This is a genomic window from Luteimonas vadosa (assembly GCF_039543545.1).
In the GTDB taxonomy this organism is placed as follows: Bacteria; Pseudomonadota; Gammaproteobacteria; order Xanthomonadales; family Xanthomonadaceae; genus Luteimonas; species Luteimonas vadosa.
In genome coordinates, this window is sequence record NZ_BAABJY010000001.1 from 539,762 (window position 1) to 565,696 (window position 25,935).

Below are 25,935 nucleotides of genomic sequence, written 5' to 3' on the forward strand. Positions count from 1 at the left end.
CCGGCGCGGCGCGCGCGACACCCCGGTCGACTTGCTATCCTGACCGCCCCTCCGCAGAGAACACGCCATGGGCAGTTTCAGCATCTGGCACTGGATCGTCGTGCTGTTGGTCGTGCTCCTGGTGTTCGGCACCAAGAAACTGCGCGGCGCCGGGCGCGACCTCGGTGAGGCCGTCAAGGGCTTCAAGAAGGGCATGGGCGACGACGACAAGCCGGTCGGCCAGCTCAACGACGCATCGCGCAACCCGGACGTCGACGCGACGCACCGCGACGACGCCGGCGCGCAGCCCTCGCGCAACGACGACGGCGCCCCGCGCTGACGCCGGGCCGGCGTCCCATGCACCCCATCCCGCCAGGACGCAATGTTCGACCTCGGGTTCACTGAACTCCTCCTCGTCGCGGTCGTGGCCCTGGTCGTGCTCGGTCCGCAGCGGCTTCCCAAGGCCGCGCGGTTCGCCGGGCTCTGGGTGCGGCGCGCGCGGGCGCAATGGGATTCGGTGCGGATGGAGCTGGAGCGTGAACTGGCCGCCGAGGAGCTCAAGCGCGACCTGCAGGCATCGCGCGAGGCGCTCGAGGGCTTGGGCGGCGACCTGCGCGACACCGGGGAACGGGCCCGGCGCGAGGCCGAAGCGATGCGCGACCAGGCGCGCGACGCGATGACGCCCATCGACCAGGATGGCGGCCCACCGGCCGGGGGCGCCAACCCCGACTCCGAACCCAACCCCGATCCGGACGAGGACGACGTCGACGCCTCGATCCCGCGGCGGAAGCCCGCCGACAGCGAAGACGATGCCGGGCAACGCTGACCACGACCGCGGCGGCGAGGACAGCCACCTGTTCGACCACCTGCTCGAACTGCGCTCGCGCTTGTTGCGGGCGCTGGCTGGCTTCGCGCTCGTGCTCGCCGGCGTGCTGCCGTTCGCCAACCGCCTGTATGCGCGGCTGGCGCAACCGCTGATCGACAAGTTGCCCGAAGGCGCGCAGCTGATCGCCGTCGAGGTCGCCTCGCCGTTCTTCGCGCCGCTGAAGCTGGCGGTCTTCGTCGCCATGCTGGTCAGCATGCCGTGGCTGCTCTACCAGCTTTGGGCCTTCGTCGCGCCGGGGCTGTACAAGCGCGAGCAGCGGCTGGCCATGCCGCTGCTGCTGTCGGCCCTGGTCCTGTTCTACGCCGGCTGCGCGTTCGCGTTCTTCGTCGTGCTGCCGTCGGTGTTCGGCTTCCTGACCGCGGTCACGCCCGACGGCGTGGCGATGATGACCGACATCAACGCCTACCTGGACTTCGTGCTGGTGATCTTCCTGGCCTTCGGGATCAGCTTCGAGCTGCCGGTGGCGCTGGTGATCCTGGTGCTGCTGGGCTGGGTCACGCCGGCGCAGCTGCGCGAGGCCCGCGGCTACGCGATCGTCGGCATCTTCGTGCTGGCCGCGATCATCACTCCGCCGGACGTGATCTCGCAGCTAATGCTCGCGGTGCCGATGATCCTGCTCTACGAAGCCGGCATCTGGGCGGCCCGGATGCTGTCGCCCAACGCCGTGGACGCCAGGGCCGGCCCCGACGCATGAGCGGGAGTCCGGCCGGCTTCTGGCGGCGCTACGCGGCCTGGACGCTGGATGCCGCGATCATCGCCGTGCCCGCGCTGCTGCTGTCCTGGCCGACGATCGCCGCGGCGACCGCCGATTTCGCGGCCGCCTTCGCGCGGCTGGCCGCCGCGATGTCCGCCCTGCTGCTCGATGCCGTGCAATCTTCTGCACCGCCGCTCCTGCTGGCGCGGCAGTGGCTCGCCAGCGAGGCGTTGCGCGTCCCGGTCGAAGCCCTGTCCGCGGCCCTGTCCTCGCTGCTGCTGGCGCCGTTGGCCGCCTTCGTCGCGATGTCGCTGCTCTACCACGTCGTCTTCGAGCGGTCGGGCGGGCAGGCCACGCCGGGGCAGCGGGCGGTGGGCCTGCACGTGGTCGACAACAGCGGCCGCGCGCTCACCGCCGGGCACGCGCTGCTGCGGTTCGCCTCCGGCACGCTGTCGTGGCTGACGCTCAACATCGGGCACCTGCTGGCGGCGGTCCCGCCGGAGCACCTGGCCTTGCACGACCGCGTCTCCGCGACGCGCGTCCGCTTCCAGGGCGACTCGCAGCGGTTGCCAACCTGGGCGCGCGCGTGGATCGGGCTCCAGGCCCTCGCCTTCGTGGCCTTGAACGCCTGGCTGCTGCACGCGGCCTTGCGCGCGATGGAGCGCGCGTTCGCGATCGCGCTTTGACTCGCCTGCCGTTGGCCTTGCCGCGGCGGGAGGCTCAGGCCTCGACGTGGTCCGCGTCGGCCGTCGGCGGCGGATCGCCGCAGACGTCGCGCCACATGAAGTACATGACCCCGAACATCACCACGTACATCACCAGCAACATGCCCAGGTAGACCGGCGCGAGCAACAACAGCGCCAGCGACTGGTGGACCAGGCCGCCGATCAGCATCAGCAAGCCGCCCACCAGCGCGACCACGATCATCAGCACGATCATGGCCACGAACACCACCACCGCCAGCACCAGCAGCGGCAGCAGGTTCTTCAGCGTCCCGCCCACGCCGTCGGCGAGTGCTTCGCCGATCGTGCGGCCGGCCAGCGTGATCTGGCCGAAGCCGATGGCGTAGATGCCGCCGAAGAACAGGCCGACCAGGGTGCCCAGCGCCATCAGCGTGCCGAAGCCCTCCGGCAGGGCGGGCAGGGCCGGCAGCTGCGAAGGATCGCCGGCCTGCAGGCTCAGGTTGATGACCTGCATGTACCAGGACAGGAAGTCCTTGCCCACGGCCATGATCACCGCCAGGAACACCGTGATGTAGATCGCGGTGAGCAGCACGCCGAAGCCGATCAGCCGGCCCGCGCCGTTGCCGGCCCGGAAGGTGTCGAACAACGCCGTGGCGTGCGTGGGCTGCCCGTTTTCGGAGGCGTGGATCACCCGCAGCATGCCTCCGACCAGCAAGGGGTAGACGACGATCATCGCCAGCGTCAGCAGCCCGGCCACCATCAGCATGCTCTGCGGGCCGACACCGAGTCCCTGCTGCAGCAGCAGCTGCACCAGGCTGGGGACCAATGCCACCAGCGCCATCAACGCCACCGCGCCGAACACGGCCTTGGCATTGTGGCGGCCGAGATTGATCGCGTTCTTCAGCCAGCCCAGGCCAGCGCCTGGCCCCATGGCACGTGTGCTCATCGTTTCCCCGTCTTGCAGTCGATGTGGCCCCCGCCACGATGCGCCCATCGTACCCGAAGGCAGCCTGCCTTCAGGCCGTTTCCGGCCGGTCGCGGGCGAGGCGCGCGAAGCGGCGCAACACCCGCCGGGCGTGTGGCGCGGCGCGCACCGTGCGCAGGACGCGGAGGGGATCGAAGCCCTCCCGGGCCAGGGCCTCGCGGCGCGCGAGCACGTAGCCGCGCATGTGGGTGCCGCTGAACTCGGGGTGGAACTGCACGCCCCAGGCGCGCTCGCGCCAACGGAACGCATGGCAGGGATCCAGCGCGGTGGTGGCCAGCAGCACGGCGTCCTCCGGCATCCGCAGCACCGCCTGCAGGTGGGTCGCCTGGGCGGCGAAGGGCTGCGGCAGGCCCGCGAACAAGGGGTCGTCCGCGGCCGCCGGCAGCATCGCCACCGGGACCGTGCCCATCTCGCGGCCGTGCGGGTTGTCGCCGACGCACCCGCCCAGCGCGTGCGCCAGCAGCTGGTGGCCGTAGCAGATGCCGAAGATGGCGGCACCGTCGTGCGCCGCGTCGCGCAGCCAGGCCGCGGTGCGCTCGCTCCAGTCGCGGCGCTCGGTGACCATCGCGCCGGACCCGGTGACGATGATCCCGGCGAATTCGGCGTGCGCCGGCAGGCCCGCGCCCGCCTCCACGTCGACGGCGACCATCTCGCGCGCCGGCACGCCCGCCGCGGTGCGGATCCAGTGCGGGAATCCGCGATGGCGTCGCATGGAAGGCACCGGCTTGCCGGTTTCGATGATCAGCAATGGCCGTGGGTGCGGCATCGGGAAGGGTTCCGGCAAGTCGGGGAAACGCGCGTCGCGCATCGGTTCCCGTCCCGGGCGCCCGCGGGACGCTCGCTATACTAGCCGGCCGCCACGCACGCCCAGTGGACATGCCCGCCCCCACGTTCCAGGAACTGATCCAGCGCCTCGATGCCTATTGGGCCGCGCAGGGCTGCGCGCTGATCCAGCCGCTGGACCTGGAAGTCGGCGCCGGCACCTTCCATCCGGCCACCTTCCTGCGCGCCCTCGGTCCGGAGCCGTGGAACGCGGCCTACGTGCAGCCCTGCCGCCGTCCCACCGACGGCCGCTACGGCGAGAACCCCAACCGCCTCCAGCGCTACTACCAGTACCAGGTGGCGATGAAGCCCAGTCCGGACGACATCGTCGCGCTGTACTTCGAGTCGCTGAAGGAGCTGGGCATCGACCCGCAGGTCCACGACCTGCGCCTGGTCGAGGACAACTGGGAATCGCCCACCCTCGGTGCCTGGGGCCTGGGCTGGGAAGTCTGGCTCAACGGCATGGAGATCACCCAGTTCACCTACTTCCAGCAGGCCGGCGGGATGGAGTGCCGACCGGTGCTTGGCGAGATCACCTATGGCCTCGAGCGCCTGTGCATGTACCTGCAGAACGTCGACGACGTGTTCGACCTGGTGTGGACGCACGGCCCGCAGGGCACGGTGACCTACCGCGACGTCTACCACCAGAACGAGGTCGAGCAGAGCGCGTACAACTTCGAGCACGCCGACGTCGCCGAGCTGTTCCACCGCTTCGACGCCTGCGAGGCCGAGGCGCTGAAGCTGGTCGCGCTCGACCTGCCGCTGCCGGCCTACGACCAGGTGTGCAAGGCCTCGCACTGCTTCAACCTGCTGGACGCCCGGCGCGCGATCTCCGTCACCGAGCGCCAGCGCTTCATCCTGCGCGTGCGCAAGCTGTCGCAGGCCGTGGCCGAAAGTTATTACGCCCGGCGCGAGACGCTGGGGTTCCCCGGCCTGAGGCAACCGGCGGAGACCGCGGCATGATCCTGATCGGCCTGTACGACTCGCCGTTCACCCGGCGCGTCGCCATCGCGCTTGCGCTGCGCGGCATCGGCTTCGAGCACCGGGCCTGGTCGGTCGGCGCGGACTTCGACCGCATCCGCGAATACTCCCCGCTCGGCCGCGTGCCGGTGCTGGTGCTGGACGACGGGACGGCACTGGTCGAATCCTCGTCGATTCTCGACTGGATCGAGCACGAGACCGAGGGCGAGCCGCTGCTGCCGCCCGGCGGCCCTCGGCGACGCGAGGCCCTGCGCCTGATCGGCCTGGCCAGCGGTGCGGCCGACCGCGGCGTGGCGATGACGCTCGAACGCATCTTCCATCGTCCCGAGGCACGCTCCGAGGCTTTCCTGGCGCGCGGCAAGATCCAGGTGGAAGGCGCGCTGCAGGCGCTGGACGCCGCCTGCGCCGAGCGCGCCGGCCAGTGGCTGGCGGGCGACGCGATGGGGCTGGCCGACATCACCGTCGCCTGTTACGCCACCTACCTCCAGGACTCCGCGCCGGCCGAGCTCGCGCGCTGGCCCGCGCTGGCCGCGCATGTCGAGAAGTGCGAGGCGCTGGACGTCTTCCGACGGCACCACGCGCCGTTCTTCATCCCCAAGCCCAGCGGTGCCGAGGGCACGCACCCGTGAAGCCGCTGCTGATCGAACTGGGCACCGAGGAGTTGCCGGTCAAGGCGCTGCCGGGACTGGCGCAGGCGCTGTTCGACGGCGTGGTCGCCGCGCTGGAAAAGCGCGGCATCGACGTCGAGCGTGGCGACGCCAGGCCCATGTATACGCCGCGACGCCTCGCCGCGCTGCTGCCTGGGGTTGCGACCGAACAGCCCGAGCAGCACGCCGAAGTCTTCGGGCCCTATTTGGACATCGCGCTGGACGGCGACGGCCAGCCCACCCGCGCCCTGCAGGGTTTCGCCGGCAAGGCCGGCGTGGACTGGACGGAACTGGAGCGCGCGACCGACGCCAAGGGCGAGCGCTTCGTGCACCGCTCCGTCAAACCCGGCGCGAAGACGGCCGACCTGCTGCCCGACGTGCTGCAGGAAGCCATCGCCGCGATGCCGATCCCCAAGCCCATGCGCTGGGGCGGCCACGACCACGCCTTCGCGCGGCCGGTGCACTGGCTGGTCATGCTGCTGGGCGACGACGTGGTCGAAGCCACGGTGTTCGGCGTGCACGCCGATCGCATGAGCCGCGGCCACCGCTTCCTGCACGACAAGACGGTGTGGGTCGCGCGCCCGGACGACTATGTCGAGGCCTTGCGCGGGGCGAAGGTGCTGGTCGACCCGGACGAACGCCGCGCGCGCATCGTCGCGGACGTCGAGGCCGCGGCCAGGGTCGATGGCGGCATGCCCCGCATCGACGACGACAACCTCGCCCAGGTGAACTGCCTGGTCGAATGGCCGGCGGCCGTCGCCTGCACCTTCGATGCCGGCTTCCTCGCCGTGCCGGCCGAAGCGCTGGTCGCGACGATGGAGGCCAACCAGAAGTTCTTCCCCGTGCTCGACGACGCCGGCCGGCTGAGCGAACGTTTCATCGGCGTCGCCAACGTCGCGCCGCAGGACGACAGCGAGATCCGCAAGGGCTACGAGCGCGTGATCCGCCCGCGCTTCGCCGATGCCCGGTTCTTCTTCGACGAGGACCTGAAGCAGGGCCTGGCGTCGATGGACGACGGGCTGGCGACCGTGACCTACCAGGCGAAGCTGGGCACGGTCGCCGACAAGGTCGGGCGCGTCGCGGCGCTGGCCGAAGCCCTCGCGCCCGGGCTGGGTGTCGATCCCGCGCTCGCACGCCGTGCCGCGGCACTGTCCAAGGCCGACCTGCAGTCGCGGCTGGTCAACGAGTTCCCGGAGCTCCAGGGCATCGCCGGCCGGCACTACGCCATGCGCGACGCGTCGCTCGAAGACCTGGCCGAAGACGACCGGCGGGCCGTGGCCAACGCCATCGACGAGGCCTACCGGCCGCGCTTCGCCGGCGACGACATCGCGCTGTCGCCACTGGGCAAGACGCTGGCGATCGCGGAACGGCTGGATACGCTCGCGGGCGGGTTCGCCGCCGGGTTGAAGCCGACGGGCAACAAGGATCCGTTCGCGCTGCGGCGGAATGCCCTGGGGTTGGCGCGGACGATCATCGAATCCGGTTTCGAACTGAACGTGCTTGCGTCCCTGGATACCGCGTTCAATGCGGTCGATGAAGGAATGCGGGAAGTCGCGTCCCTGAAGTCGTCCACGAACGAAGCGCGCGCGGGCACTCTCCGCATCGCGGGCGGTGTCGATGAGCGAAAGTCGGACCTCTACGACTTCATCCTCGACCGCCTGCGCGGCTACTACGCCGACCGAGGCGTACCGGTCCAGCACTTCAACGCCGTCGCGGCATTGCGCCCCGCCTCGCTCTACGACTTCGACCGCCGCATCGACGCCATCGGCAGCTTCGCCGCGCTGCCCGAGGCCGAGGCGCTGGCCGCCGCCAACAAGCGCATCGGCAACATCCTGAAGAAGGCCGACGGCGTGGCGACCGACACCATCGATCCCGCCCTGCTGCGCGAGCCCGCCGAGCGCGCGCTCGCCGAGGCCGTCGAAGCGGTCTACGCCGAAACCCACGACGGCCTGGCCCGCGGCGATTACGCCGACGTGCTCACCCATCTCGCCCGGCTGCGCCCCCAGGTCGACGCCTTCTTCGACGCGGTGATGGTCAATGCCGACGACGAGGCCCTGCGCCGCAACCGGCTGGCCCTGCTCAAGCGCCTGTCCGACCGCCTCGGCAGCGTCGCCGCGATCGAGCACCTCTCGGGCTGACTTCCCGGGGTCGCGCCTTGCCCGCCGTGGATGCACACTGGGCCTTCGAGACCCCCTGGAGACGTCGATGAAGGGCACCAGCACCACAGCCGTGCAGGACGGCGACCGTTGCGAGGTCGTCGCCGGGACGCACAAGGGCAAGTCCGGCACCATCCGCGACATCAACACCAGCAAGTCCGGCAACGTCACCATCACCGTGGTGCAGGACGACGGCCAGCGCTTCAAGACCCTGGCACGAAACGTCGTCGTGCGCCGGGGCGCGTGACGCGGCCCGGCGGCCCGGCGGGCGCGAAGCCGTCCTAGTCCAGGCCGTACTGGGCGCGTAGCGCCCGCGCGGAGGTCGCGGCCGCGTGATCCCGCCGGACGTCCGGCTGGCCGCCTGCTTTCTCGACCAGCTGCAATCCCAGCGTTCGCAGAGCCTCGACGATCGGCAACGCTTCCCTGCCGCTGAGGTGGCGCTGGCGGAAGCCCTCCCAGTCGTGCATCTGCGTCGCGTCCAGTGCGGCGCGGATGTCCCGCCAGTCGTAGTCGCGGGCGCCACGATCCGTCCGCCGCCACAACGCCGCGAACACGTCGTCCAGGTCCCGTTCGCCTTCGCTGGCATCCCGGATCGCGACGTCCCAGAGGAAGGCGGTGAGCGCGCCGCCGCTGTACAGCGGCGGGCCCTTGCGCGTGCCCGGCGCCTCCAGCGTCGACTCCAGCCGACGGTAGTTGGCGACATGCGTCGACAGCGACTGCAGGAACTGGTCGGGCGTGACCAACCCGGCCTCCAGCATCGCCCGGTTGGCCATGTACTCGGTGAACCCTTCCTGGAACCACTGCGTCGCCGCGTAGTCCTTGCCGCGCAGTCGCCACCCGTTCCAGTAATGGAACAGCTCATGCGCCAGGGTATTGCCCCAGCGCGCGCGATTTCCGGGCCCGGGCGGATCCTCCACGGTCATGGCGAAGCTGTTGCGAAACGATTCGCCGCCCCTGGCACGCTGCGGCATCAACACCATGAGATAGGGCGGCGCACCCTCCACCGGCAGCAGTCGGGTGTATTGCCTGGCGATCGGGTCGACGGTGCCGCGCACTTCCGTGCTTGCCTGCCGCCAATGGCCCAGCGGCACCAGGGTGACCGTAAAGCCTTCGCTTCGGACTGAGTCGGGCCGGTGCCGCGTCAGCACGAAAAGGTTGTCGACCAGGTCCGGCACGCTCCCCGCGACGAACCCCGGTCCATCGCCCGCCCCGGGCCATGGGCTGGCGACATGCCAGCCCTCCGGCGCGTCGATGCCGACGTGGCTGGCGGACTGGCCCGGCACCGTGATGAACACGGAACGCCCGGCCAGCACGATGGCGTCGGCATCGGCGTAGCCGGACTCGTTCGCGGCCGGCCAGTCCAGCGCCACCAGGGGCGCGTAGTCGACCTGGTAATGCAAGGTCACGGGTCCCGTGGCTTCGCGCGCCAGGCGCCAGCCCTCCTCGCCCACTGGCTCGACGCCGATCGGGCTGCCATCCGGCGCGGCGGCACGCAGGCCGGACACGATGCCCGGCCACCCTTGCCGGTCGAGCACGTCGATCCCGCCCGGGCGCGTGGTCGACATCTGCAGGCGGTCCGCCACCGAGGGCAAGGTCGCGGTCACGTGGAGCCTCAGCGGGGCGACGCGATCGATTGCGATCGCATAGCGGGCCCCCGCGCCCATCGCGGCCGGCATGGCGGGCCCTGCGCCCCCGTTGGTCGCGCATCCGCACAGGAGCAGGAGCACTGACAGTCCCACCCGCGTCCAATTCGCCATCGTCCCCTCCCGCGTTTGCCCCATACATCCTGATGCCACAGCGGGTTGGATCGTCGCAAGCGGGCTCGCACCGTTCATGGAAGCCGGTGCCGCACGGTTATCCTGAGGCCGATGCGCACGCCACTCCTCCTGTTCTTCGCTTGCCTGCTGGCCGTCGCCGCCCCGGCGCAGGCGGCATCGGTGGCCGAGGTGGAGATCGTCGGCCTCGACGAGGAAATGACGGAGAACGTGCGCGTTTCGCTGTCGGCGGTCGACGCCATCGGCAGGCAGGTGCCGCCACGACGCATCGAGTACCTGGTGCGCGTCGCCGAAGAGGAGACCCGCGAGGCGCTGGCGCCGTTCGGCTACTACTCGCCGGAGATCTCGATCCAGCGCAGCGGCCGCGGTGACGACATCGCCCTGACCATCACGGTGGATCCCGGCGAGCCGGTGCGGGTTCGCCACGCCGACATCGCCATCGTCGGCGAAGGCGGCAAGGACCGCTACCTCAAGCGCGACCTTGCCAGGTTCAAGCCCGCCCAGGGCGAGGTGTTCGACCACGCCACCTACGAGAAGAGCAAGCTGCGCATCACCCACCGGCTGGCCGAGCGCGGCTATTTCGACGCCGATTTCGCCTCGCGCCGCGTCGAGGTCACCCGTGCCGACAACGCCGCCGACATCGACCTGGCGTGGACCAGCGGCGCACGCTACGACATGGGCCCGACGACGTTCGAGCAGTCGCCCGAGGCCATCATCCGCGAGTCCCTGCTGCGCAAGCTGCTGTACTGGAACGAGGGCGAGTACTACCACCAGGGCCGCCTCGACCGTCTGCGCAAGTCGCTGGTCAGGCTCGACTACTTCAGCCAGATCGACATCCAGCCGCTGCCCGGCGAGGCGGTCAACAAGCGCGTCCCCGTCCAGGTCACGCTCAAGCCTGCCAAGCGCACCATCTACACCGTCGGCCTGAGCTACGGCTCCGAGAGCGGCGCGGGCGTGTCGCTCGGCCTGGAGCGGCGCTACGTCAACGACCGCGGCCACAAGGCGCTGGCGCAACTGGACTACGCCGAGAACCTCAAGTCGCTCACCCTGCAGTACCGCATCCCGGCGTTCGCGTGGCTGGACGGCTGGTACACCTTCAGCCTCAAGGCGACCGACGAGATGAGCAAGTACATCGACGACCGCCGCGTCGAGTTCGTCGCCGCGCGCAGCGGCGAGATCAACCAGCACCTCAACGCCGTGGTGTCGCTGCATGCCCTGCGCGAGCGCTGGTACTTCCAGGTCGCCGACGACGGCGGCGCGCTCGCCGAACCCGACTACCGCTACGCGTCGCTGCTCTACCCGCAGTTGCGCGGCGAATACATCGACGTCGACGACCGCCTGTTCCCGACGCGCGGCATCGGCGGCTCGCTGCGCCTGGCCGGCGCGGTCGAAGGCGCCGGCTCGGACGCCAGCTTCGGCCAGGTGCAGGCGCGCGCGACGTGGTTCAAGGGCCTGGGCGAGCGCAACCGCCTGATCGTGCGCGGCGAAATCGGCCACACCTTCGTCGACCTGCTGACCGACCTGCCGCCCAGCCTGCGCTTCTACGCCGGCGGCGACCGCAGCATCCGTGGCTACGAGTTCCGCGAGGTCGGGCCGAGCATCGCGATCGACGGCGGCGAACGCTATTCGACCGGCGCGCGCAACCTGGTCACCGCCAGCGTCGAGTTCGAGCGTTACTTCAACCCGACCTGGGGCGGGGCGGTGTTCGTCGACGGCGGCGACGCGTTCAACGGCAGCACGCCGGACTGGCACGTCGGCGTCGGCATCGGCGTGCGCTACCGCTCACCGGTCGGGCCGATCAAGTTCGACATCGCGCGCGGCCTCGACGACCCGAACTCGCCATTCACCATCGGCCTGAGCATCGGGGCGGACTTCTGATGGCCGGACCGGCGAACACCCGGCGGGACGACCTGTCGCCCGAGGAACGCGAGGCGCGCATCGCCGAACTGCGGACCAGGCGGCGCGCACGGATGCGCAAGCTCGCGATCCGCTCGGCACTGGGCACCGGCGTGCTGGTCGCCCTGCTCGCGGTGTTCGCGTACTGGGCGTTGACGACGGTGGGTGGTCGCGGTTTCCTGCTGTCGCAGATCGTGCAGCGGCTGCCGGCAGGGACCGAACTGACCTGGCGCGAGGCGGAAGGTCCGGCGGCCGGGCCGCTGGTGCTGCGAGGGGTGCGCTTCGTGATGCGCAGCTGCCCCGATGCCGGTGGCGAACCGGTACCGTTCGGGCAGTGTGCCGAGCCGGGGGTGCTGACCTTCACCGCGCGGCGGGTGATGCTCGATCCCGACATCCGTCCCCTGTTCGGCATGCTGCTGCGGCTGGACGCGCTGGAGATCGAGGGCGCGGTCCTTGACCTGCCAAGGACCGACGAACCCTTCGAACTGCCCCGCTGGCCGGACGTGCTGCCGCGCATCGAACCGCCGCTGGGCCTGCAGGCCGACAGCATCCGCATCGATGGTTTCCGGGTCGCCCGTGGTGGCGAGGCGGTGGTCGACATCCGCAGTGCGCGCGGCGGCATCGACGCCCGTTCGGGCAAGTTGCACGTCGAACGACTGGTGGTCGACAGCGATCGTGGCCTGTTCCGCGTCCATGGCGACTACGCGCCCCGCGACGACTACGCCACCGAGCTGAGCGCCAGCGCGCTGCTGCCGGCCCCGCCGGGACGCACGCGTCCCCGGATTGGGCTGGCGGCGATCGGCAACCTCGACGCGATGGACGTGGCCCTGGACGGCCACGCGCCGGCGCCGCTGCGCGCGCGGCTCACCTTGCGCGGACGCGACCGGCCGCGCTGGACCTTGCGCGCCGACAGCACGGCGCTGGATCCGGCGCTGCTCGCCGGGACGGGCGAGCCCGGCACGCCACTGGCGGTCAACCTGCGCGCCACCGGTGTCGGCGGCGATGCGCGCCTGCGCGGGCGGCTGGCACGGGGCGACCTGGTCGCGGTGCTGCAGCCCTCGCGGCTGCGCATCGAAGAGCAGGTGCTTGAATTGCGGCCGCTGGTCGTCGATGCCTTCGGCGGTCGCATCGAGGCGCGCGGCCGCGGCAACTTCGCCGAGCCGGACAACGCCGATTTCCGCTTCGCCGTCCGTGCCCGCGACTTGGTCTTCGGCGGCGCGCCAGGAACGGATGGCGGCGCCGAGCCCGCGCCCGCCATCGGCGCGGACGCCCGCTTCGGCATCGCCGGCACCACCCGCGCCTGGGCGGCGATCGGCCAAGCCACCCTGACCCGGGACGACCAGCAGGCGACGATCGCGTTCGACGGCCGCGGCGATGCCGAGGCGATGCGCCTGCGCAAGGCCCGCGTCGCGATGCCCACGGGCACGCTGGACGCCACCGGCCAGGTCGGTTGGACGCCGGCGCTGGGCTGGGACCTGGAGGCGCGGCTCGCCGGATTCGACCCGGGGTATTTCGCCAGCGGCTGGAACGGCGCGGTCAACGGGCGCCTGGCCAGCACCGGACGGACGCGCGACGACGGCGGCCTCGACGTCCAGGTCGACGCACGGCAGCTGGGCGGCCAGCTGCGCGGACGCAAGCTGGACGGGCAGGCGTCGCTGGCGATCCACGGCCCGGCGACCGGGGGCACGCGCACCGACTACGCAGGCGAGATCGCGCTGACCCTGGGGGGCAGCCGGATCGACGCGCGTGGCACCGTGGCGCAGGCGCTGGACGTCGACGCCAGGCTGACGCCGTTGCAGCTGGCCGACCTCCTGCCCGGTGCCGCCGGCACGCTGCGCGGGACCTTGTCCCTGACCGGCACGCGCGATGCACCGAATGTCGTCGTCGACCTCGAGGGCAGCGGGCTGCAATACGGCGACACGACCGCCGCGAACCTGGACGCACGGGGCCGGCTGCCCTGGCGCGGGGGTGGCGGGGCGCTGGCGATCCGGGCGCAGGGCGTGCAGGCCGGCGTCGCGCTCGACACCTTGCGCATCGACGCCACGGGCGCCGTCGAGGACCTGCGGCTGGAAGCCGCCGCGCGCGGCGACATCGGCGCGCTCGACCTCGACGGCACGCTCGCCCGCGACCGGCGCGGCCAGTGGAACGGCACGCTTGCGGCATTCCAGCTCGACGCGGCCAAGGGCGCGACCTGGCGGCTGCAGTCACCGGCGCGGTTCGCGCAGGCCGGCAGCGGCTTCACCCTGTCCGAGAGTTGTTTCACATCCGGTGGCGGCGGATCGCTCTGCGCCAGCGCCGACTGGCCGCGCCGTGGCCTCACCGTGGATGGCAACGCCTTGCCGCTGTCCCTGGTCGAGCCCTACCTGCCCAGGCGGGAGGATGGGCGCCGCTGGCGACTCAGCGGCGACGTCACCCTCGATGCGCGGATCCGGCCCGCCGGCAACGCCTACCAGGGCAGCGCGCGGATCGCCTCGTCCGCCGGCGGCCTGCGCGTCGGCGACCGCGCCCGGCGCGACATGCTCAGCTACCGCGGCCTGGTGCTCGACGCCGATTTCGGACCGCAGCGCATCGACGCCACGCTGGATGGCGGGTTCAACGGCGACGGTCGCCTCCAGGCCCGCGTGCAGACTGGCTGGGACACCTATGCGCCGCTCACCGGTGACGTCGCCATCGACACCGACGAACTGACCTGGATGGAGCTGTTCTCGCCGGACATCCTCGACCCGAAAGGCCAGCTGGACGCCCGCATCACCCTGGGCGGCACGCGCGCCGAACCCACGATCGGCGGCCAGGCGCGGCTGAGCGAGTTCACCACCGAGATCCCGTCGCTGGGCCTCGTGCTGCAACGCGGCCAGGTGCGCATGGATGCGTTGCCCGACGGCACGGCGCGCATCGAGGGCAGCGTGCACTCGGGCGAAGGCGTGCTGCATGTCGACGGCACACTGGGCTGGCGTACCGATGCCGCCACCGGCGCCGCCGCGCCGCTGGTGCTCAACGTCCGCGGCGACAACGTCCTGGTGTCCGACACCCGCGATCTGCGCGCGATCGCCTCGCCCGACCTGGTCGTGCGCTACGGCGGCGACGCGCCGCTGAGCGTCACCGGCACGGTCGAGGTGCCGAGCGCCGTGCTCGACCTCGAGCGCCTCGACCAGGGCGTCCCGGCCTCGCCCGACGTGGTGGTGCTGGACCCGGTGGACCCGGAAGACACCGGCATCGCCACGCCGCTCGCGCTCGACCTGACCCTGGTGATGGGCGACGACGTGCAGCTGCGCGGCTTCGGACTCGACGGCACCCTCGGCGGCCAGATGCGGGTGCGCTCGCAGCCGGGCCGCGAGATGACCGCGCAGGGCGTGCTCGAGGTCGGCGGGACCTACACCGCCTACGGCCAGGAGCTGGCGATCACCCGTGGCCGCTTGCAATGGTCCAACGGGCGGGTGGCCGATCCCATCCTCGACATCCGCGCCGAACGCGAGATCGAATCGCGCGACGTCACCGCCGGCATCGACGTCAGCGGCCGCGCCTCGGCGCCGCGCGCCGAGGTCTGGAGTTCGCCGCCGACCAGCCAGTCCGACGCCCTGGCCTACCTCACGCTCGGGCGCCCGACGTCCAGCCTGACCGGTGCCGAAGGGCAGCAGATCAACGCCGCCTCGGCCGCGCTCAACGCCGGCGGCAACCTGCTCGCCGCGCGCCTCGGCACGAGGCTCGGGCTCGACGCCGCCGGCATCAGCGACTCGCGGGCGCTGGGCGGCAGCGTGCTGGGCATCGGCAAGCAGCTCTCGCCGCGGCTGTACGTCGGGTTCGGCGTCTCGCTGCTGGGCACCGGCCAGGTGGTGACGCTGAAGTACCTGCTGAGCAGGGGCTTCGACATCGAGATCGAATCGAGCACGCTGGAGAACCGCGGCTCGATCAACTGGCGCAAGGAGAAATAGGCCGTCCGGGGCGACGCGCTGGCAGCCTGTCGCCGTCAGCGCGCAGCGACGATCGCGCCGCGCAGGCCGGGGGCGCCGTCGACGACGTCGGTCCAGACCACGTAGCCGACTCCGTCGCGCAGGACCAGCTGCGGGAAGCCGGTGGCACGGCCGCGGCCCTGCAATTTCGCCAGCTCGAGGCGCTGGTGTTCGGTGGCCAGGTCGGCGGATCGCCGCGACAACCACAGCGACTGTCCGTCGCCGTCCTCGCGCACCCACAACGCCCAGGCCTGGTCGCCGTCGAGCGCGACCTGGACGCGTCCCTGCACGGCGTCGCCACGGTCGAGCACGACCGGTGCGCCGAAGCTGTCGCCGGCGTCGTCGCTGCGCGCCAGCCGCACGGCGGGAACGTTGTCGGGTGCGGTGTACCAACCCGCGACGACGGCATCGCCCGCGGCGGCCACCGCCGGGCCGTTGACCGGGCAGGCCGGCATCGTCCAGTCGTCGGCATGGACGCGGGCGGGCGTCGTCCACGTGCCGCCTTCGAGCCGGGTCGCGTAGATGTCGCGGGTCTCGTCCGGCGTGCGGCCGCGATAGACCAGCAACGGACCGCGCGCGGTCATCGCCACGCCGGTCTGGCAGCAGTCGCAGGTCATGGCGTCGAGTTGCACGTCGTCGCGCACGCGCAGGTCCGCGCCGATGCTCGCCGCGCGCAGCGTCATCGCGCCGCCGCCCACGTGGGTGTCGTGGCCGCCGCCACCGGTGTTGCGGCCGTCGAGCCAGGCAATGCCGAGCGCATCACGGGATTGCGGCCACATCGACACGAAGCCATGCTCGGTCTGCGTGCCATCGTTGTGCGGCATCAACGGCGCGCTCCAGCGCGCGCCGCCATTGCGCGAGGTGCTGACGACCACGTCGTAGGCATACGGCGCGTCGGCGCTCTTCTGCAGCCAGTGCACCCACAGCGCGCCATCGGGCGTGGCCATGATGTGCGGCGTGTCGGCCCAGTTGACGAACATGCTGTTGCCCACGGCGATCGTCGTCGGCGCATGCATCCAGCGCGACAGGGTCGGGTCGAAGCTGGAGAACTGCAGGATGTGGCGCCGGCCTTGCCGGGAATTCGTCCAGGCCAGCAGCAAGTTGCCGTCCGGCGCGAGCACGAGGTCGGGCAGCGCCGAGCCGGGCAGGGTCGCCGGCAGTGGCCAGTCGGCGACGCTCACGGGCGTGTCCGCGGTCGTGGGCGCGCGCTCCACGTTGAGCGCGGCCTTCCGGCCGTTGGCCTCGTCGCCCGCGCCGCACCCGGCGAACAGCAGGCTCGCGGCGAGGATCCCCGTTGCAATGGCTGGTTTCATGGCCGCAGCGTACCCTAGGGCCTCGCCATGTTCACCATCGTCGCCAGCTACATCGATCCGATCGAAGCGCAGTTCGCACGCGGCTTGCTGGTTTCGGAAGGCCTCGACGCGCACGTCAGCGACGAGCACATCGCCTTGGCCAACTGGGAATGGCGGCTGGCGGTCGGCGGCACGAAGTTGCGGGTCCCGGATGAACAGGCGGCGCGCGCACGGGCCGTGCTACGCGCCATGGATGCGGGCGAGTACGCACTGGTCGACGCGACCGAAGCGAGTGCATGCGGTGCGCCGGACCGCGAGAGCGCCTCCAGCCGACTGGCCTGGCTGGCCTTGATCCTGCTCAGCCTGCCGCTGCCGTGGCGTCGGCGCGAGGCGCACGTCGAAGAGGCGGTGCGCGCGCTGTAGGCGGGCAAACCCACGATTCCCGACCAGGTTCGATTCCACCCCCGCCACCCCATGTGCGGGGCGCCGAATGGGTTGCCGGCGCACATGGGACGGACGTCAACGCGAAACACGGGCGGATGCCCAGGAGGCGCGCGCCCCCAGGTGGACGCGTCGCGGCGTTGGTCAATCCTCGTAAACGCGCCCACGTTTCGCAGTGTCGACGGTTCGCCGCACTCGCTTGGCGAGCATGGGGGCCGGCGTTCGCCGCGGGGTTTATCCGCGCCGCGAGGGGAACCCGCGCGGGGCGGTTCTCAGCGCGCCGCAGCGCGTTGCGTACCGGACGCTCCGGGGTGTTGCCGCTTCGCCCTGGCCAGGTGGACCAGCAACAGCGAGATCGCCGCGGGCGTCATCCCGGGAATCCGCTGCGCCTGCCCCACGGTCTCCGGACGCACGCTTTCCAGCTTCTGTCGCAGTTCGGCGGACAAGCCATGCACGGCCCCATACGGGAAATCCTGCGCGATCGCGGTGTCTTCGTTGCGCTGCTGTCGCGCGATCTCCGCGCGCTGCCGTTCCAGGTAGCCCGAGTACTTGGCCTCGATCTCGACCTGTTCGGCCACGGCCGCATCCTCCACCGCCGGCGCGAACGCAGGCAGCGAGGTGAGCCGGGCGTAATCGAGTTCCGGGCGGCGCAACAGGTCCAGCGCACTGTTCTCGCGACTGAGTTCGATCCCGAGCGTCGCCGCCGCCTCGCGCCCGGCGCTGTTGTTGGGCGAGGCCCAGAGCGCACCGAGGCGCGCGGTTTCCGCGGCCACCGCGTCGCGCTTGCGGGCGAAGAGATCCCAGCGCGCGTCGTCGACCAGGCCCAGCTCGCGACCGACCTGGGTCAGGCGCAGGTCGGCATTGTCCTCGCGCAGCTGGAGCCTGTATTCCGCGCGGCTGGTGAACATGCGGTAGGGCTCGTTGGTGCCTTGCGTGACCAGGTCGTCGATCAGCACGCCGATGTAGGCCTGGTCGCGGCGCGGCGACCAGGCCGGCTGCTCCTGCACGTGGCGCGCCGCGTTGAGGCCGGCCACCAATCCCTGCGCCGCGGCTTCCTCGTAGCCCGTGGTGCCGTTGATCTGCCCGGCGAAGAACAGGCCCTGGACCGACTTGGTTTCCAGCGAGCTCTTCAGCCCGCGCGGGTCGAAGTAGTCGTACTCGATCGCGTAGCCGGCGCGGGTGATGTGCGCGTCCGCGAAGCCCGCGATGCTGCGCACCAGCTCCAGCTGCACGTCGAAGGGCAGCGAGGTCGAGATGCCGTTGGGATAGATCTCGGCAACGTCCAGGCCTTCGGGTTCGACGAAGATCTGGTGGCTGGCCTTCTCGGCGAAACGCACCACCTTGTCCTCGATCGACGGGCAGTACCGCGGGCCGGTGCCTTCGATCTGCCCGCTGTACATCGGCGAGCGATGCAGCGCGGCGCGGATGATGTCGTGGGTGCGCTCGGACGTGTGGGTGATCCAGCACGAGACCTGCGCGGGATGGTCCGCGTGGCTGCCGACGAAGGAGAACACCGGGCGCGGATCGTCCCCGGGTTGCTCGGTCATCACCGAGTAATCCAGCGTGCGCCCGTCGATGCGCGGCGGCGTGCCGGTCTTGAGCCGGTCGACGACGAAGGGCCGCTCGCGCAACTTCGCGGCGAGCGTCGTCGCGGGCGGATCGCCTGCACGACCGGCGGCGTACTGGGTTTCACCGACGTGGATCCGGCCGGCGAGGAAGGTCCCGGCCGTCAGCACCACGGCGGGCGCCCGGAAACGCAGGCCGGACTGGGTGACGACGCCGCGCACGGCATCGCCGTGGCTGCCATCGGACTCGATGAGCAAGTCGTCGACGGCGGCCTGGAACAGCGTCAGCCCGGGCTGCGACTCGACCGCCCGGCGGATGAAGCTCCGGTACAGGCTGCGGTCGGCCTGGCACCGCGTGGCGCGCACCGCAGGACCCTTCGACGCATTCAGCCGTCGCCACTGGATGCCGGCCGCATCCGCCGCTCGCGCCATGACTCCGCCGAGCGCGTCGATCTCGCGCACCAGGTGGCCCTTGCCGATGCCACCGATGGCCGGATTGCAGCTCATCGCACCGATGGTCTCGATGCTGTGGGTCAGCAGCAGTGTGCGCGCTCCGCTCCGGGCAGACGCAAGCGCGGCCTCGGTGCCGGCATGGCCGCCGCCGATGACGATGACGTCGAAGCTGTGGAAGTCTTGGGCCATGGCGGGATTATCGCGCGGAAGGATGAAGCATTCAGCGAGGCCGGGGCGTCACTCCGGAAGTTGGCACGCTTCCTGCATTACCTCCGGTGCACCCGGGATGGCAGCGTCGGGGGACGTGGCCGGAGATTGGAACAGGGCTGGCCAAGCACATCCGGGGGAAGCACGGGGCCGAGCGTCGGGGGACGTTCGGCCCCTTTTTTTTTGCGTGCGCCGGGCGCGCGTGGGATCGAAGCATGCATGCCGGCCGGGTTTTCCAGGCCGAAGCGGGAGGACGGTCACGCGTCGAAGGCGGCGAGCCCGCCGCCGGTCAGGACGAAAGCGCCGACGCCCGGCGGAAGCGGAACAGGGGGGATCCGGACTCCCCCGCCGGGCATCGGCATCTGGCAACCTGGAGAACGTCGCAAAGCGACGCATCCGGTCAGTCGTGTCTAGCTTGCGACCATCCCCGCGCTTTCGCAAGCGCTTTATGGGGTCAGGCGATCCTCGTCCGGCACCCCGCCAGGACGGGATTGCCGCTGGCTGCCAGCGTCGAACTCCCGCTGTGGCATGCGCCGTTCGAGACGCGGCGGAGGCGCGGTCCGGATCGGCGGACCGCCGATCGACCCTTGCGTTGGCCCCTGCACGATCACCCCGGGCCGCGACGGAACGGTTTGCGGATCCCGGGCCAAGCCGTCCCGCAGCCGGTTCAGGTTGCGCCACGGGATGTCGTCACGGTCGCGATCCGGATCCACTCCGGGTTCCGGGCCCGGGGGATCCACGTGGTCGGGGCGTCTGCCGCCATGCCGGTCGGGGTGCCGCGGGCGGACGTAATACCGGTGGTAGGGCGGGTAGTACGGACCATAGTGGCCGTAGCCGGGGCGGTAGTACGGGCTGCCGTAAGGAAGCCCGTAGCCGTAGTGCCCCCGCCCGTAGTACGGGGGATAGCCGTAGCCGATGCTGCCGTAGAGGCCGCCCGGGTAACCGTACCCCCCGCCGCCATACGGGACGCGCGCACCGTAATAGGGTGCGGACGAGCGACCGTAGTAGTAGTCGCCGACGCCACTGCGGTAGCCATAGCCGCTGCTGACGCAGCCGGTGAGCACCACGGCCGCGACCAGGCCCAGCGTGAGCGTTCGGATCATGTCCAGTCCCCTGTCGGATTGCGATGCCCAGCATCGGCGAAGCGCATTGAATTCACGCTTAATCCTGCCCGAATGCACGATACGCTGCTGAACGGGACAGGTTTCTTCCGCTAATCTGCCGCCATGCATGCCTCAACCGACCCGGTCGCCCCCCTGGATGCCCCGTGCAGCGACGCCGCCGGCATCGCCGTGGCGTTCGACGACATCCTGGCCGCGGCGACGCGCATCGCCGGGCATGCACACGCCACCCCGGTGCTGCGTTCGCGATTGCTGGACGCCGCCGCCGGCTGCCAGCTGTACTTCAAGGCAGAGCACCTGCAACGCACCGGGGCGTTCAAGTTCCGGGGCGCCTGCAATGCAGTGTGGTCGCTCGACGCATCGGTCGCGGAACGCGGCGTGGTCACGCACTCCTCGGGCAATCATGGCGCGGCGCTCGCGCTGGCCGCGAAGACGCGCGGCATCGCCTGCCACGTGGTGGTGCCCGAGGGCGCCGTGCGCAGCAAGCGCAGCGCGATCGAGTCCTATGGCGCCACCATCCACGACTGTCCCGCCGGCCTGGAGGCCCGCGAACGGCGCTGCGCGCAAGTCCAGCGCGAGACCGGCGCCACCTTGGTGCATCCCTACGCCGACGGCCGCGTGATCGCCGGGCAGGGCACCGCCGCCCTGGAATTGCTGGGCGCGACCGGACCGCTGCCGCTGGACGCGATCGTGGTCCCCGTCGGTGGCGGCGGGCTCGCCGCCGGCACGGCCATCGCAGCCCGGGCACTTGCCCCGGGCTGCCGGGTCTACGTTGCCGAGCCGGCCGGCGCCGCCGACACCTGCCAGTCCCTGTTGCGCGGCGAACGCGTCACCGACGTCGTGCCCGACACCGTTTGCGACGGCCTGCGCGCCACCGTCGGCGCGCCCAACTTCGCCTTGCTCCAGGCGCACGGCGTGGAAGCGCTGACCGTCGACGACACGGACACCATCGCCGCCATGCGCCTGCTCCTCCAGCGCACCAAGCAATGCGTCGAACCCTCCTCGGCGATCGCGCTGGCCGCGATCCTCCTGCACCGGGACCGGTTCGCCGGGCAGCGGGTGGGCGTGGTGCTCTCCGGCGGCAACATCGACCTCGATGCGCTGCCGTGGCGCCAAGGGTGAGGGACCGCCCGGCATGAGCAGGACCCAGCGGCGATCCCCGCCGCGCCGGCGTCTTTGGGCGCGCCTGTGGAAACTGGTGCTGCTGGGCACGGCGTGGCTGTTGGGCGTCTCCGCCTGGATCGTCTGGGTCGGCGAGCGCGACCAGGCCGCGGAGGCCGACGCAATCGTCGTTCTCGGTGCGGCCGCCTACGATGCGCGGCCTTCGCCCGTGCTCGAGGAGCGCCTGCGGCACGCGCTGGACCTGTATCGCCAAGGTTATGCCGACACCCTGATCTTCACCGGCGGATACGGCCGCGGGGCGCGCTTCTCGGAATCCCAGGTCGCGCGCCGCTATGCCCTGAAGCAAGGCATCGACGCACGCGCGATGCTGATCGAGTCCGAGTCGCGGACCACCTACGGCAACCTCGTGCAGGCGCGACGGTTGATGCGCGAGCACCGGCTGCGGCGGGTGATCGTGGTCAGCGATCCGCTGCACATGGCGCGCGCGTTGCGCCTGAGCCGCCGGCTCGGCATCGACGCCATGGGCTCGTCGACCCCGAGCACGCGCTTCCGCAGCTTCCACACGCGTTGGCGTTTCCTCGCACGCGAGGTGTACTTCTTCCACCGCGACCTAGTCGTCGACCCGGACTGACGGGTCGCGCGTCGGAGCGACTCAGCGCGCGGCCACCGCCAGCGTCAGGCCCTGTTCCAGCAGCCAGCGCGTCGCCAAGGCGCGCGTCTCCAGGGGCTCGTTGCCGAGCACGTCGACCAGTTGGCCGAAGGCGGTGCATCGGGCCTCGCGACTGGCGGCGTCGTCGCCGCTGGCGTTGATGCCGGCGCTGAACCCGGCGTGCAGGAATCCCGCCTTGACCACGGTCGCCTTCAGCGCCTGGCGCGCCTGCGCCGCATCGTACGCCGCGGGCTCGCCCTGCAGGCCGGCCAGGGCGACGCCGACGAAGGCATTGGCGAAGCGCTCCCGGCTGTCCGGTCCCATGCGCTCGACGGTGCGTTGCAGGGCGGCCATGCTGCGGTCCGCGTCCGGCTCGAACAGCCCGCACAGCAAGGCGGCTTCGCGCGGCGTGCGCGAGGACGCGTGCACCGCCTGGAACAAGTCGTCGATCGCCGGGTCGGGCGCGCGCCGCAGCACGTCGCCGCCGATCGCGGCGGCGGCCTGGGGGTCGATGGCGGACAGGTCGATGCGCGACAGGTCCAGCTCGTACTGCTGCGCGTGCGCGATGCTGGCGGCGACGATGCCCAGCGCCAGGCAACAGGCTTGCAGTGACTTGCGCATGCTTGGACTCCCGGGGTGTGGCGATGGCCGGAGTCTAGGCGGCGCGCGCTGAATGCAGCACCCGTCAGCGACGTCGCACGGGGATGCCACGCGCCGGGAAGCGCGCGATCTCGGCGTCGCCTTCGCGCATCGGCGCGCCATGGTCGGGCGCCCAGGCCATGGCGGTGATGGTTTCCCAGGTTGCCGGCAATGGCCCGCCGGCCGGGCGCAGCGCTTCGTAGGCGGCCTGCGCCGCGGCGAACCTGCGGCGCCCCGTCAACGACCGACGGCGCGCCGCCAGCGCGTTGGTCGCACCGATCGCCCGCAGTTCACGCATCAGGGCGCCCATGCTGGCGTAGCCGTGGACCTGGACGTCACGGTCCAACACCGGATCGCGGAAGCCCGCCTGCACCAGTGCATCGCCGAACTCGGCGATCGAGGTGAACGGATTGACGTGCGGCGCGGCGTCGGCGGCCGCGAACGCCTCCCGCAGTTCATGCAGGGTCGCCGGGCCGAAGCTGGAACACAGCAGCAAGCCGCCGGGCCGGAGAACCCGGCGGAATCCCGCGAACACGGCCGGCAGGTCCTCGACCCATTGCAGGCAGAGGTTGCAGAACAGCACGTCCAGGCTGTCGTCGGCCAGCGGCAGCGCGCGGGCGTCGGCGCAGACCCGCGCCAGCGGCCGGCGCAGCGGGTGCCAGCGCCCGACGCCGGCCTGGCGGAGCATCGGCAGCGCGAGGTCCATCGCGATCACCTGCGCGCGCGGCCAGCGCCGGCGCATGGCCTGCGCGCCGCGTGCCGGCCCGCTGCCGAGGTCCAGGACGCGTGCCGGCGTCCAGTCCTGCCCGCGACCGGGCTGCAGCGCCAGGAAGTCGAGCATCTCCAGCAGCCGGTCCTCGACCTCATGCTGCAGTGACGCGGCCGAGGCGTACGCCGAGGAGGCGCGCGAGAACGCGCGGCGAACCTGGCGGCCGTCGAACAGCCCGTTCATGCCGACGCCACGCGCGCAGGGAGCGCGCCGGTCCCGGTGGCGAAGGCGGCCACCTGTTCGGCGACGAGATCGGCATGTGTCAGGAAGGGCGCGTGGCCCGCGCGCTCGATGCACAGGTGCCGCGCGTCGGGGGTCGAGGCGACGGCCGCGGACACGGCGCGCGGATCGACCAGCCGGTCGCGGCGGCCGGAGAGCCACAGGCTGGGCACGGTCAACCCGGGAAGGCAGCGACGCAGGTCGGTGGTTTCCAGCAGTCCGAGGCCGTCGGCGAGCACGCCGGCCGCGGGCTCGCCGCGGGCGAACAACCCGTTGCGCATGGCCCGCAGTTCTCCCCTGGCGTCGTCGGAACCGAAGGCCTCCAGCGCGATGAAGCGCTCCAGCGTGCCGCGGTAGTCGGCGCGCAATCCGTCGGCGAAGTCGCGGAAGATCTCCGCCGAGACGCCGTAGGGCCAGGTGGCCGGGCCGTCGTGCTCGCCGCGCACGAAGCGCGGGGTCGCGCACAGCATCACCAGGCCGTGCAGCGCCTGCGCCCGCGTCGCCGCCGCATGCAGCGCGAACAGCCCGCCGAGCGACCACCCGATCCATGTCGCGCGCGGCACCTTCGGCAGCAGGCCGGCCACCACGTCTTCGAGCGCCAGTGGCATGCCGGAAGCGACGCCGTGGCCATGGCCCGGCAGGTCGACGAGATGCAGTTCGAAGTCCCGGGACAAGCGGTCCGCCAGCGGCGCGAAGATCCCGCCGTGCATCGCCCATCCGTGCAACAGGACCAGCGGCGGCCCGCGGCCCACGACCTCCACGTGCATCAGGCCGCGGCCTCGTCGCCAACCCGGTCGCGCGCGCGCGCCAGGGCCTCGACCAGCGCATCGACCTGGATCGGCTCGTGCAGGGCACCCAGCGTGATCCGGAGCCGGGCACGGCCTTCGGGCACGGTGGGCGGGCGGATCGCCGCCACCCAGAAGCCGGCCTGCTCCAGCGCCAGCGCCATCGCCAGCGCGCGCGCGTTGCTGCCGCACAGCAGCGGCTGGATCGGCGTGGACGACGCCATCAGGTCCAGCCCATGCCGACCGGCCCCTTCGCGGAACCGCGCGACGAGCCCGGCGAGCTTGTCCCGCCGCCAGTCTTCGCGACGGGCGAGGCGCACCGCGGCCAGCGACGCGGCGGCCTGCGCAGGCGGCAGGGCGGTGGTGTAGAGGTAGGGGCGCGCGGTTTCGACGAGGTGGTCGATCCACGCGGCGTCGCCGACGACCGCCGCGCCATGGCCGCCCAAAGCCTTGCCCAGCGTGACCATCTGCAAGGGGACGTCCGCGCTCGACAGGCCCGCGGCGGCGACGGTGCCACGCCCCTGCGGCCCGTGCACGCCCACGCCGTGGGCATCGTCGACGTACAGCAATGCACCCTGCAGGCGCGCGGCGATGGCAAGTTTTCGCAGGGGTGCCAAGTCGCCATCCATGCTGAAGACGCCGTCCGTGGCCAGCAGCGCGGCGCCGCCGGGCATGCTCTTGAGCTGGCGCAGCGCGCCCTCGGCGTCGGCGTGCGGATAACGCCGCAACCGGCAACCCGCCAGGCGCGCGGCGTCGACCAGGCTGGCGTGGTTGAGCCGATCCTGCACGCACAGGTCGTCCTCGCCCAGCAGCGACTGCACCACCGCGAGGTTGGCCGCGAAGCCGCTGCCCAGGAGCACGGCGCGCTCGTACCCCAGCCACTCCGCCAGTTCGCTTTCCAGCGCGGCGTGCGCGGCATGGTGGCCGCACACCAGGTGCGACGCGATGCCGCCCACGCCTTCGCGCGCCGCCGTGTCCTGCAGTGCATTGACGACCGCGAACTGTTGCGACAGGCCGAGGTAATCGTTGCCGCAGAAGTCCAGCACCCAACGGCTGCCGCCATCGCCGTCGGCGACCTCGCAGCCGGCGCCATCGCGCCGGACGACGACGCGCCGGATCCTGCGCAGCCCCTCGGCGTCACGCCGCGTGCGTGCCTGGTCGATGCGTGCGCGCAGGTCTGCGCGCTGTTTCAGCTCGGGCGGTCGGGCGGTCGGCATCCGCG

The 25,935-nt window shown here is 71.6% G+C and carries 23 protein-coding genes; 13 read left to right on the top strand and 10 right to left on the bottom strand.

Annotated elements, in window-relative coordinates; all coding sequences use genetic code 11:
* The first annotated feature begins 67 nt into the window (after window positions 1–67).
* Genes tatA through ABD970_RS02495 form a run of 4 tightly spaced genes read left to right on the top strand, consistent with a single transcriptional unit; the run spans window position 68 to window position 2,245 of the window.
* Window positions 68–319 carry a Sec-independent protein translocase subunit TatA gene (gene tatA / locus ABD970_RS02480; RefSeq protein WP_345293911.1) on the top strand — a complete coding sequence of 84 codons (252 nt, stop codon included), beginning with the start codon at window positions 68–70 and terminating at the stop codon, window positions 317–319.
* 42 nt (window positions 320–361) lie between these two features.
* Window positions 362–805 (top strand): Sec-independent protein translocase protein TatB, encoded by a 444-nt coding sequence (gene tatB, locus ABD970_RS02485; protein WP_345293912.1) that lies wholly within the window; start codon window positions 362–364, stop codon window positions 803–805.
* Window positions 789–1,559, top strand: coding sequence for a twin-arginine translocase subunit TatC (gene tatC, locus ABD970_RS02490; protein ID WP_345293913.1), 771 nt, complete (start codon window positions 789–791; stop codon window positions 1,557–1,559). Before tatB ends, tatC begins: the two co-directional genes overlap by 17 nt.
* Window positions 1,556–2,245, top strand: a complete 690-nt coding sequence (locus ABD970_RS02495) for an RDD family protein (protein WP_345293914.1) — start codon at window positions 1,556–1,558, stop codon at window positions 2,243–2,245. Before tatC ends, ABD970_RS02495 begins: the two co-directional genes overlap by 4 nt.
* A 34-nt stretch (window positions 2,246–2,279) precedes the next feature.
* Here ABD970_RS02495 and ABD970_RS02500 read toward each other — a convergent pair whose 3' ends face one another.
* Complete coding sequence (locus tag ABD970_RS02500) at window positions 2,280–3,188, bottom strand: hypothetical protein (RefSeq protein ID WP_345293915.1); 909 nt, start codon at window positions 3,186–3,188, stop codon at window positions 2,280–2,282.
* 70 nt (window positions 3,189–3,258) lie between these two features.
* Window positions 3,259–3,993, bottom strand: coding sequence for a glutamine amidotransferase (locus ABD970_RS02505; protein ID WP_345294546.1), 735 nt, complete (start codon window positions 3,991–3,993; stop codon window positions 3,259–3,261).
* A gap of 110 nt (window positions 3,994–4,103) precedes the next feature.
* On the opposite strand from ABD970_RS02505, the gene glyQ reads away from it, so the two are divergent.
* The 4 genes from glyQ to ABD970_RS02525 all read left to right on the top strand — a co-directional run bounded on the left by glyQ (window position 4,104) and on the right by ABD970_RS02525 (window position 8,080).
* Window positions 4,104–5,012, top strand: coding sequence for a glycine--tRNA ligase subunit alpha (gene glyQ / locus ABD970_RS02510; RefSeq protein WP_345293916.1), 909 nt, complete (start codon window positions 4,104–4,106; stop codon window positions 5,010–5,012).
* Window positions 5,009–5,659 carry a glutathione S-transferase family protein gene (locus tag ABD970_RS02515; RefSeq protein ID WP_345293917.1) on the top strand — a complete coding sequence of 217 codons (651 nt, stop codon included), beginning with the start codon at window positions 5,009–5,011 and terminating at the stop codon, window positions 5,657–5,659. Before glyQ ends, ABD970_RS02515 begins: the two co-directional genes overlap by 4 nt.
* The gene (glyS, locus tag ABD970_RS02520) at window positions 5,656–7,815 is read left to right on the top strand and encodes a glycine--tRNA ligase subunit beta (RefSeq protein WP_345293918.1); all 2,160 of its coding nucleotides are present in this window, start codon (window positions 5,656–5,658) and stop codon (window positions 7,813–7,815) included. Before ABD970_RS02515 ends, glyS begins: the two co-directional genes overlap by 4 nt.
* A gap of 67 nt (window positions 7,816–7,882) precedes the next feature.
* Entirely contained in the window at window positions 7,883–8,080 is a 198-nt protein-coding gene (locus ABD970_RS02525; protein ID WP_345293919.1) for a KOW motif-containing protein, read from the top strand.
* Between the two features lie 34 nt (window positions 8,081–8,114).
* Here the strand turns inward: ABD970_RS02525 and ABD970_RS02530 are convergent, their stop codons facing one another.
* Window positions 8,115–9,590, bottom strand: coding sequence for a M61 family metallopeptidase (locus ABD970_RS02530; protein ID WP_345293920.1), 1,476 nt, complete (start codon window positions 9,588–9,590; stop codon window positions 8,115–8,117).
* Between the two features lie 111 nt (window positions 9,591–9,701).
* Between ABD970_RS02530 and ABD970_RS02535 the strand changes: the two genes are divergently transcribed.
* Window positions 9,702–11,486, top strand: a complete 1,785-nt coding sequence (locus tag ABD970_RS02535) for an autotransporter assembly complex protein TamA (protein WP_345293921.1) — start codon at window positions 9,702–9,704, stop codon at window positions 11,484–11,486.
* Window positions 11,486–15,433, top strand: coding sequence for a translocation/assembly module TamB domain-containing protein (locus tag ABD970_RS02540; protein WP_345293922.1), 3,948 nt, complete (start codon window positions 11,486–11,488; stop codon window positions 15,431–15,433). The genes ABD970_RS02535 and ABD970_RS02540 overlap by 1 nt, the downstream gene beginning before the upstream one ends.
* A 35-nt stretch (window positions 15,434–15,468) precedes the next feature.
* Here the strand turns inward: ABD970_RS02540 and ABD970_RS02545 are convergent, their stop codons facing one another.
* A complete protein-coding gene (locus ABD970_RS02545) occupies window positions 15,469–16,764 on the bottom strand; it encodes a hypothetical protein (protein ID WP_345293923.1) in 1,296 nt (431 codons plus the stop codon).
* Window positions 16,765–16,791: 27 nt separating this feature from the next.
* Here ABD970_RS02545 and ABD970_RS02550 point away from each other — a divergent pair, with 27 nt between their 5' ends.
* Window positions 16,792–17,166, top strand: a complete 375-nt coding sequence (locus ABD970_RS02550; protein ID WP_345293924.1) for a putative signal transducing protein — start codon at window positions 16,792–16,794, stop codon at window positions 17,164–17,166.
* Window positions 17,167–17,456: 290 nt separating this feature from the next.
* Here ABD970_RS02550 and mnmG read toward each other — a convergent pair whose 3' ends face one another.
* Window positions 17,457–19,391 carry a tRNA uridine-5-carboxymethylaminomethyl(34) synthesis enzyme MnmG gene (gene mnmG, locus ABD970_RS02555; protein WP_345293925.1) on the bottom strand — a complete coding sequence of 645 codons (1,935 nt, stop codon included), beginning with the start codon at window positions 19,389–19,391 and terminating at the stop codon, window positions 17,457–17,459.
* A gap of 464 nt (window positions 19,392–19,855) precedes the next feature.
* Window positions 19,856–20,512 carry a hypothetical protein gene (locus ABD970_RS02560; RefSeq protein ID WP_345293926.1) on the bottom strand — a complete coding sequence of 219 codons (657 nt, stop codon included), beginning with the start codon at window positions 20,510–20,512 and terminating at the stop codon, window positions 19,856–19,858.
* A gap of 123 nt (window positions 20,513–20,635) precedes the next feature.
* On the opposite strand from ABD970_RS02560, the gene ABD970_RS02565 reads away from it, so the two are divergent.
* Window positions 20,636–21,652: a pyridoxal-phosphate dependent enzyme gene (locus tag ABD970_RS02565; RefSeq protein ID WP_345293927.1), complete on the top strand. Its 1,017-nt coding sequence runs from the start codon at window positions 20,636–20,638 to the stop codon at window positions 21,650–21,652.
* 13 nt (window positions 21,653–21,665) lie between these two features.
* The gene (locus tag ABD970_RS02570; protein WP_345293928.1) at window positions 21,666–22,283 is read left to right on the top strand and encodes a YdcF family protein; all 618 of its coding nucleotides are present in this window, start codon (window positions 21,666–21,668) and stop codon (window positions 22,281–22,283) included.
* Between the two features lie 21 nt (window positions 22,284–22,304).
* Here ABD970_RS02570 and ABD970_RS02575 read toward each other — a convergent pair whose 3' ends face one another.
* The 4 genes from ABD970_RS02575 to bioF form a co-directional block, all read right to left on the bottom strand.
* Window positions 22,305–22,922 carry a hypothetical protein gene (locus ABD970_RS02575; RefSeq protein ID WP_345293929.1) on the bottom strand — a complete coding sequence of 206 codons (618 nt, stop codon included), beginning with the start codon at window positions 22,920–22,922 and terminating at the stop codon, window positions 22,305–22,307.
* A gap of 64 nt (window positions 22,923–22,986) precedes the next feature.
* Window positions 22,987–23,892: a malonyl-ACP O-methyltransferase BioC gene (bioC, locus tag ABD970_RS02580; protein ID WP_345293930.1), complete on the bottom strand. Its 906-nt coding sequence runs from the start codon at window positions 23,890–23,892 to the stop codon at window positions 22,987–22,989.
* Window positions 23,889–24,695, bottom strand: coding sequence for a pimeloyl-ACP methyl ester esterase BioH (gene bioH / locus ABD970_RS02585; protein WP_345293931.1), 807 nt, complete (start codon window positions 24,693–24,695; stop codon window positions 23,889–23,891). Before bioH ends, bioC begins: the two co-directional genes overlap by 4 nt.
* Window positions 24,695–25,930, bottom strand: a complete 1,236-nt coding sequence (bioF, locus tag ABD970_RS02590; protein ID WP_345293932.1) for an 8-amino-7-oxononanoate synthase — start codon at window positions 25,928–25,930, stop codon at window positions 24,695–24,697. The genes bioH and bioF overlap by 1 nt, the downstream gene beginning before the upstream one ends.
* Between the last annotated feature and the right edge of the window lie 5 nt (window positions 25,931–25,935).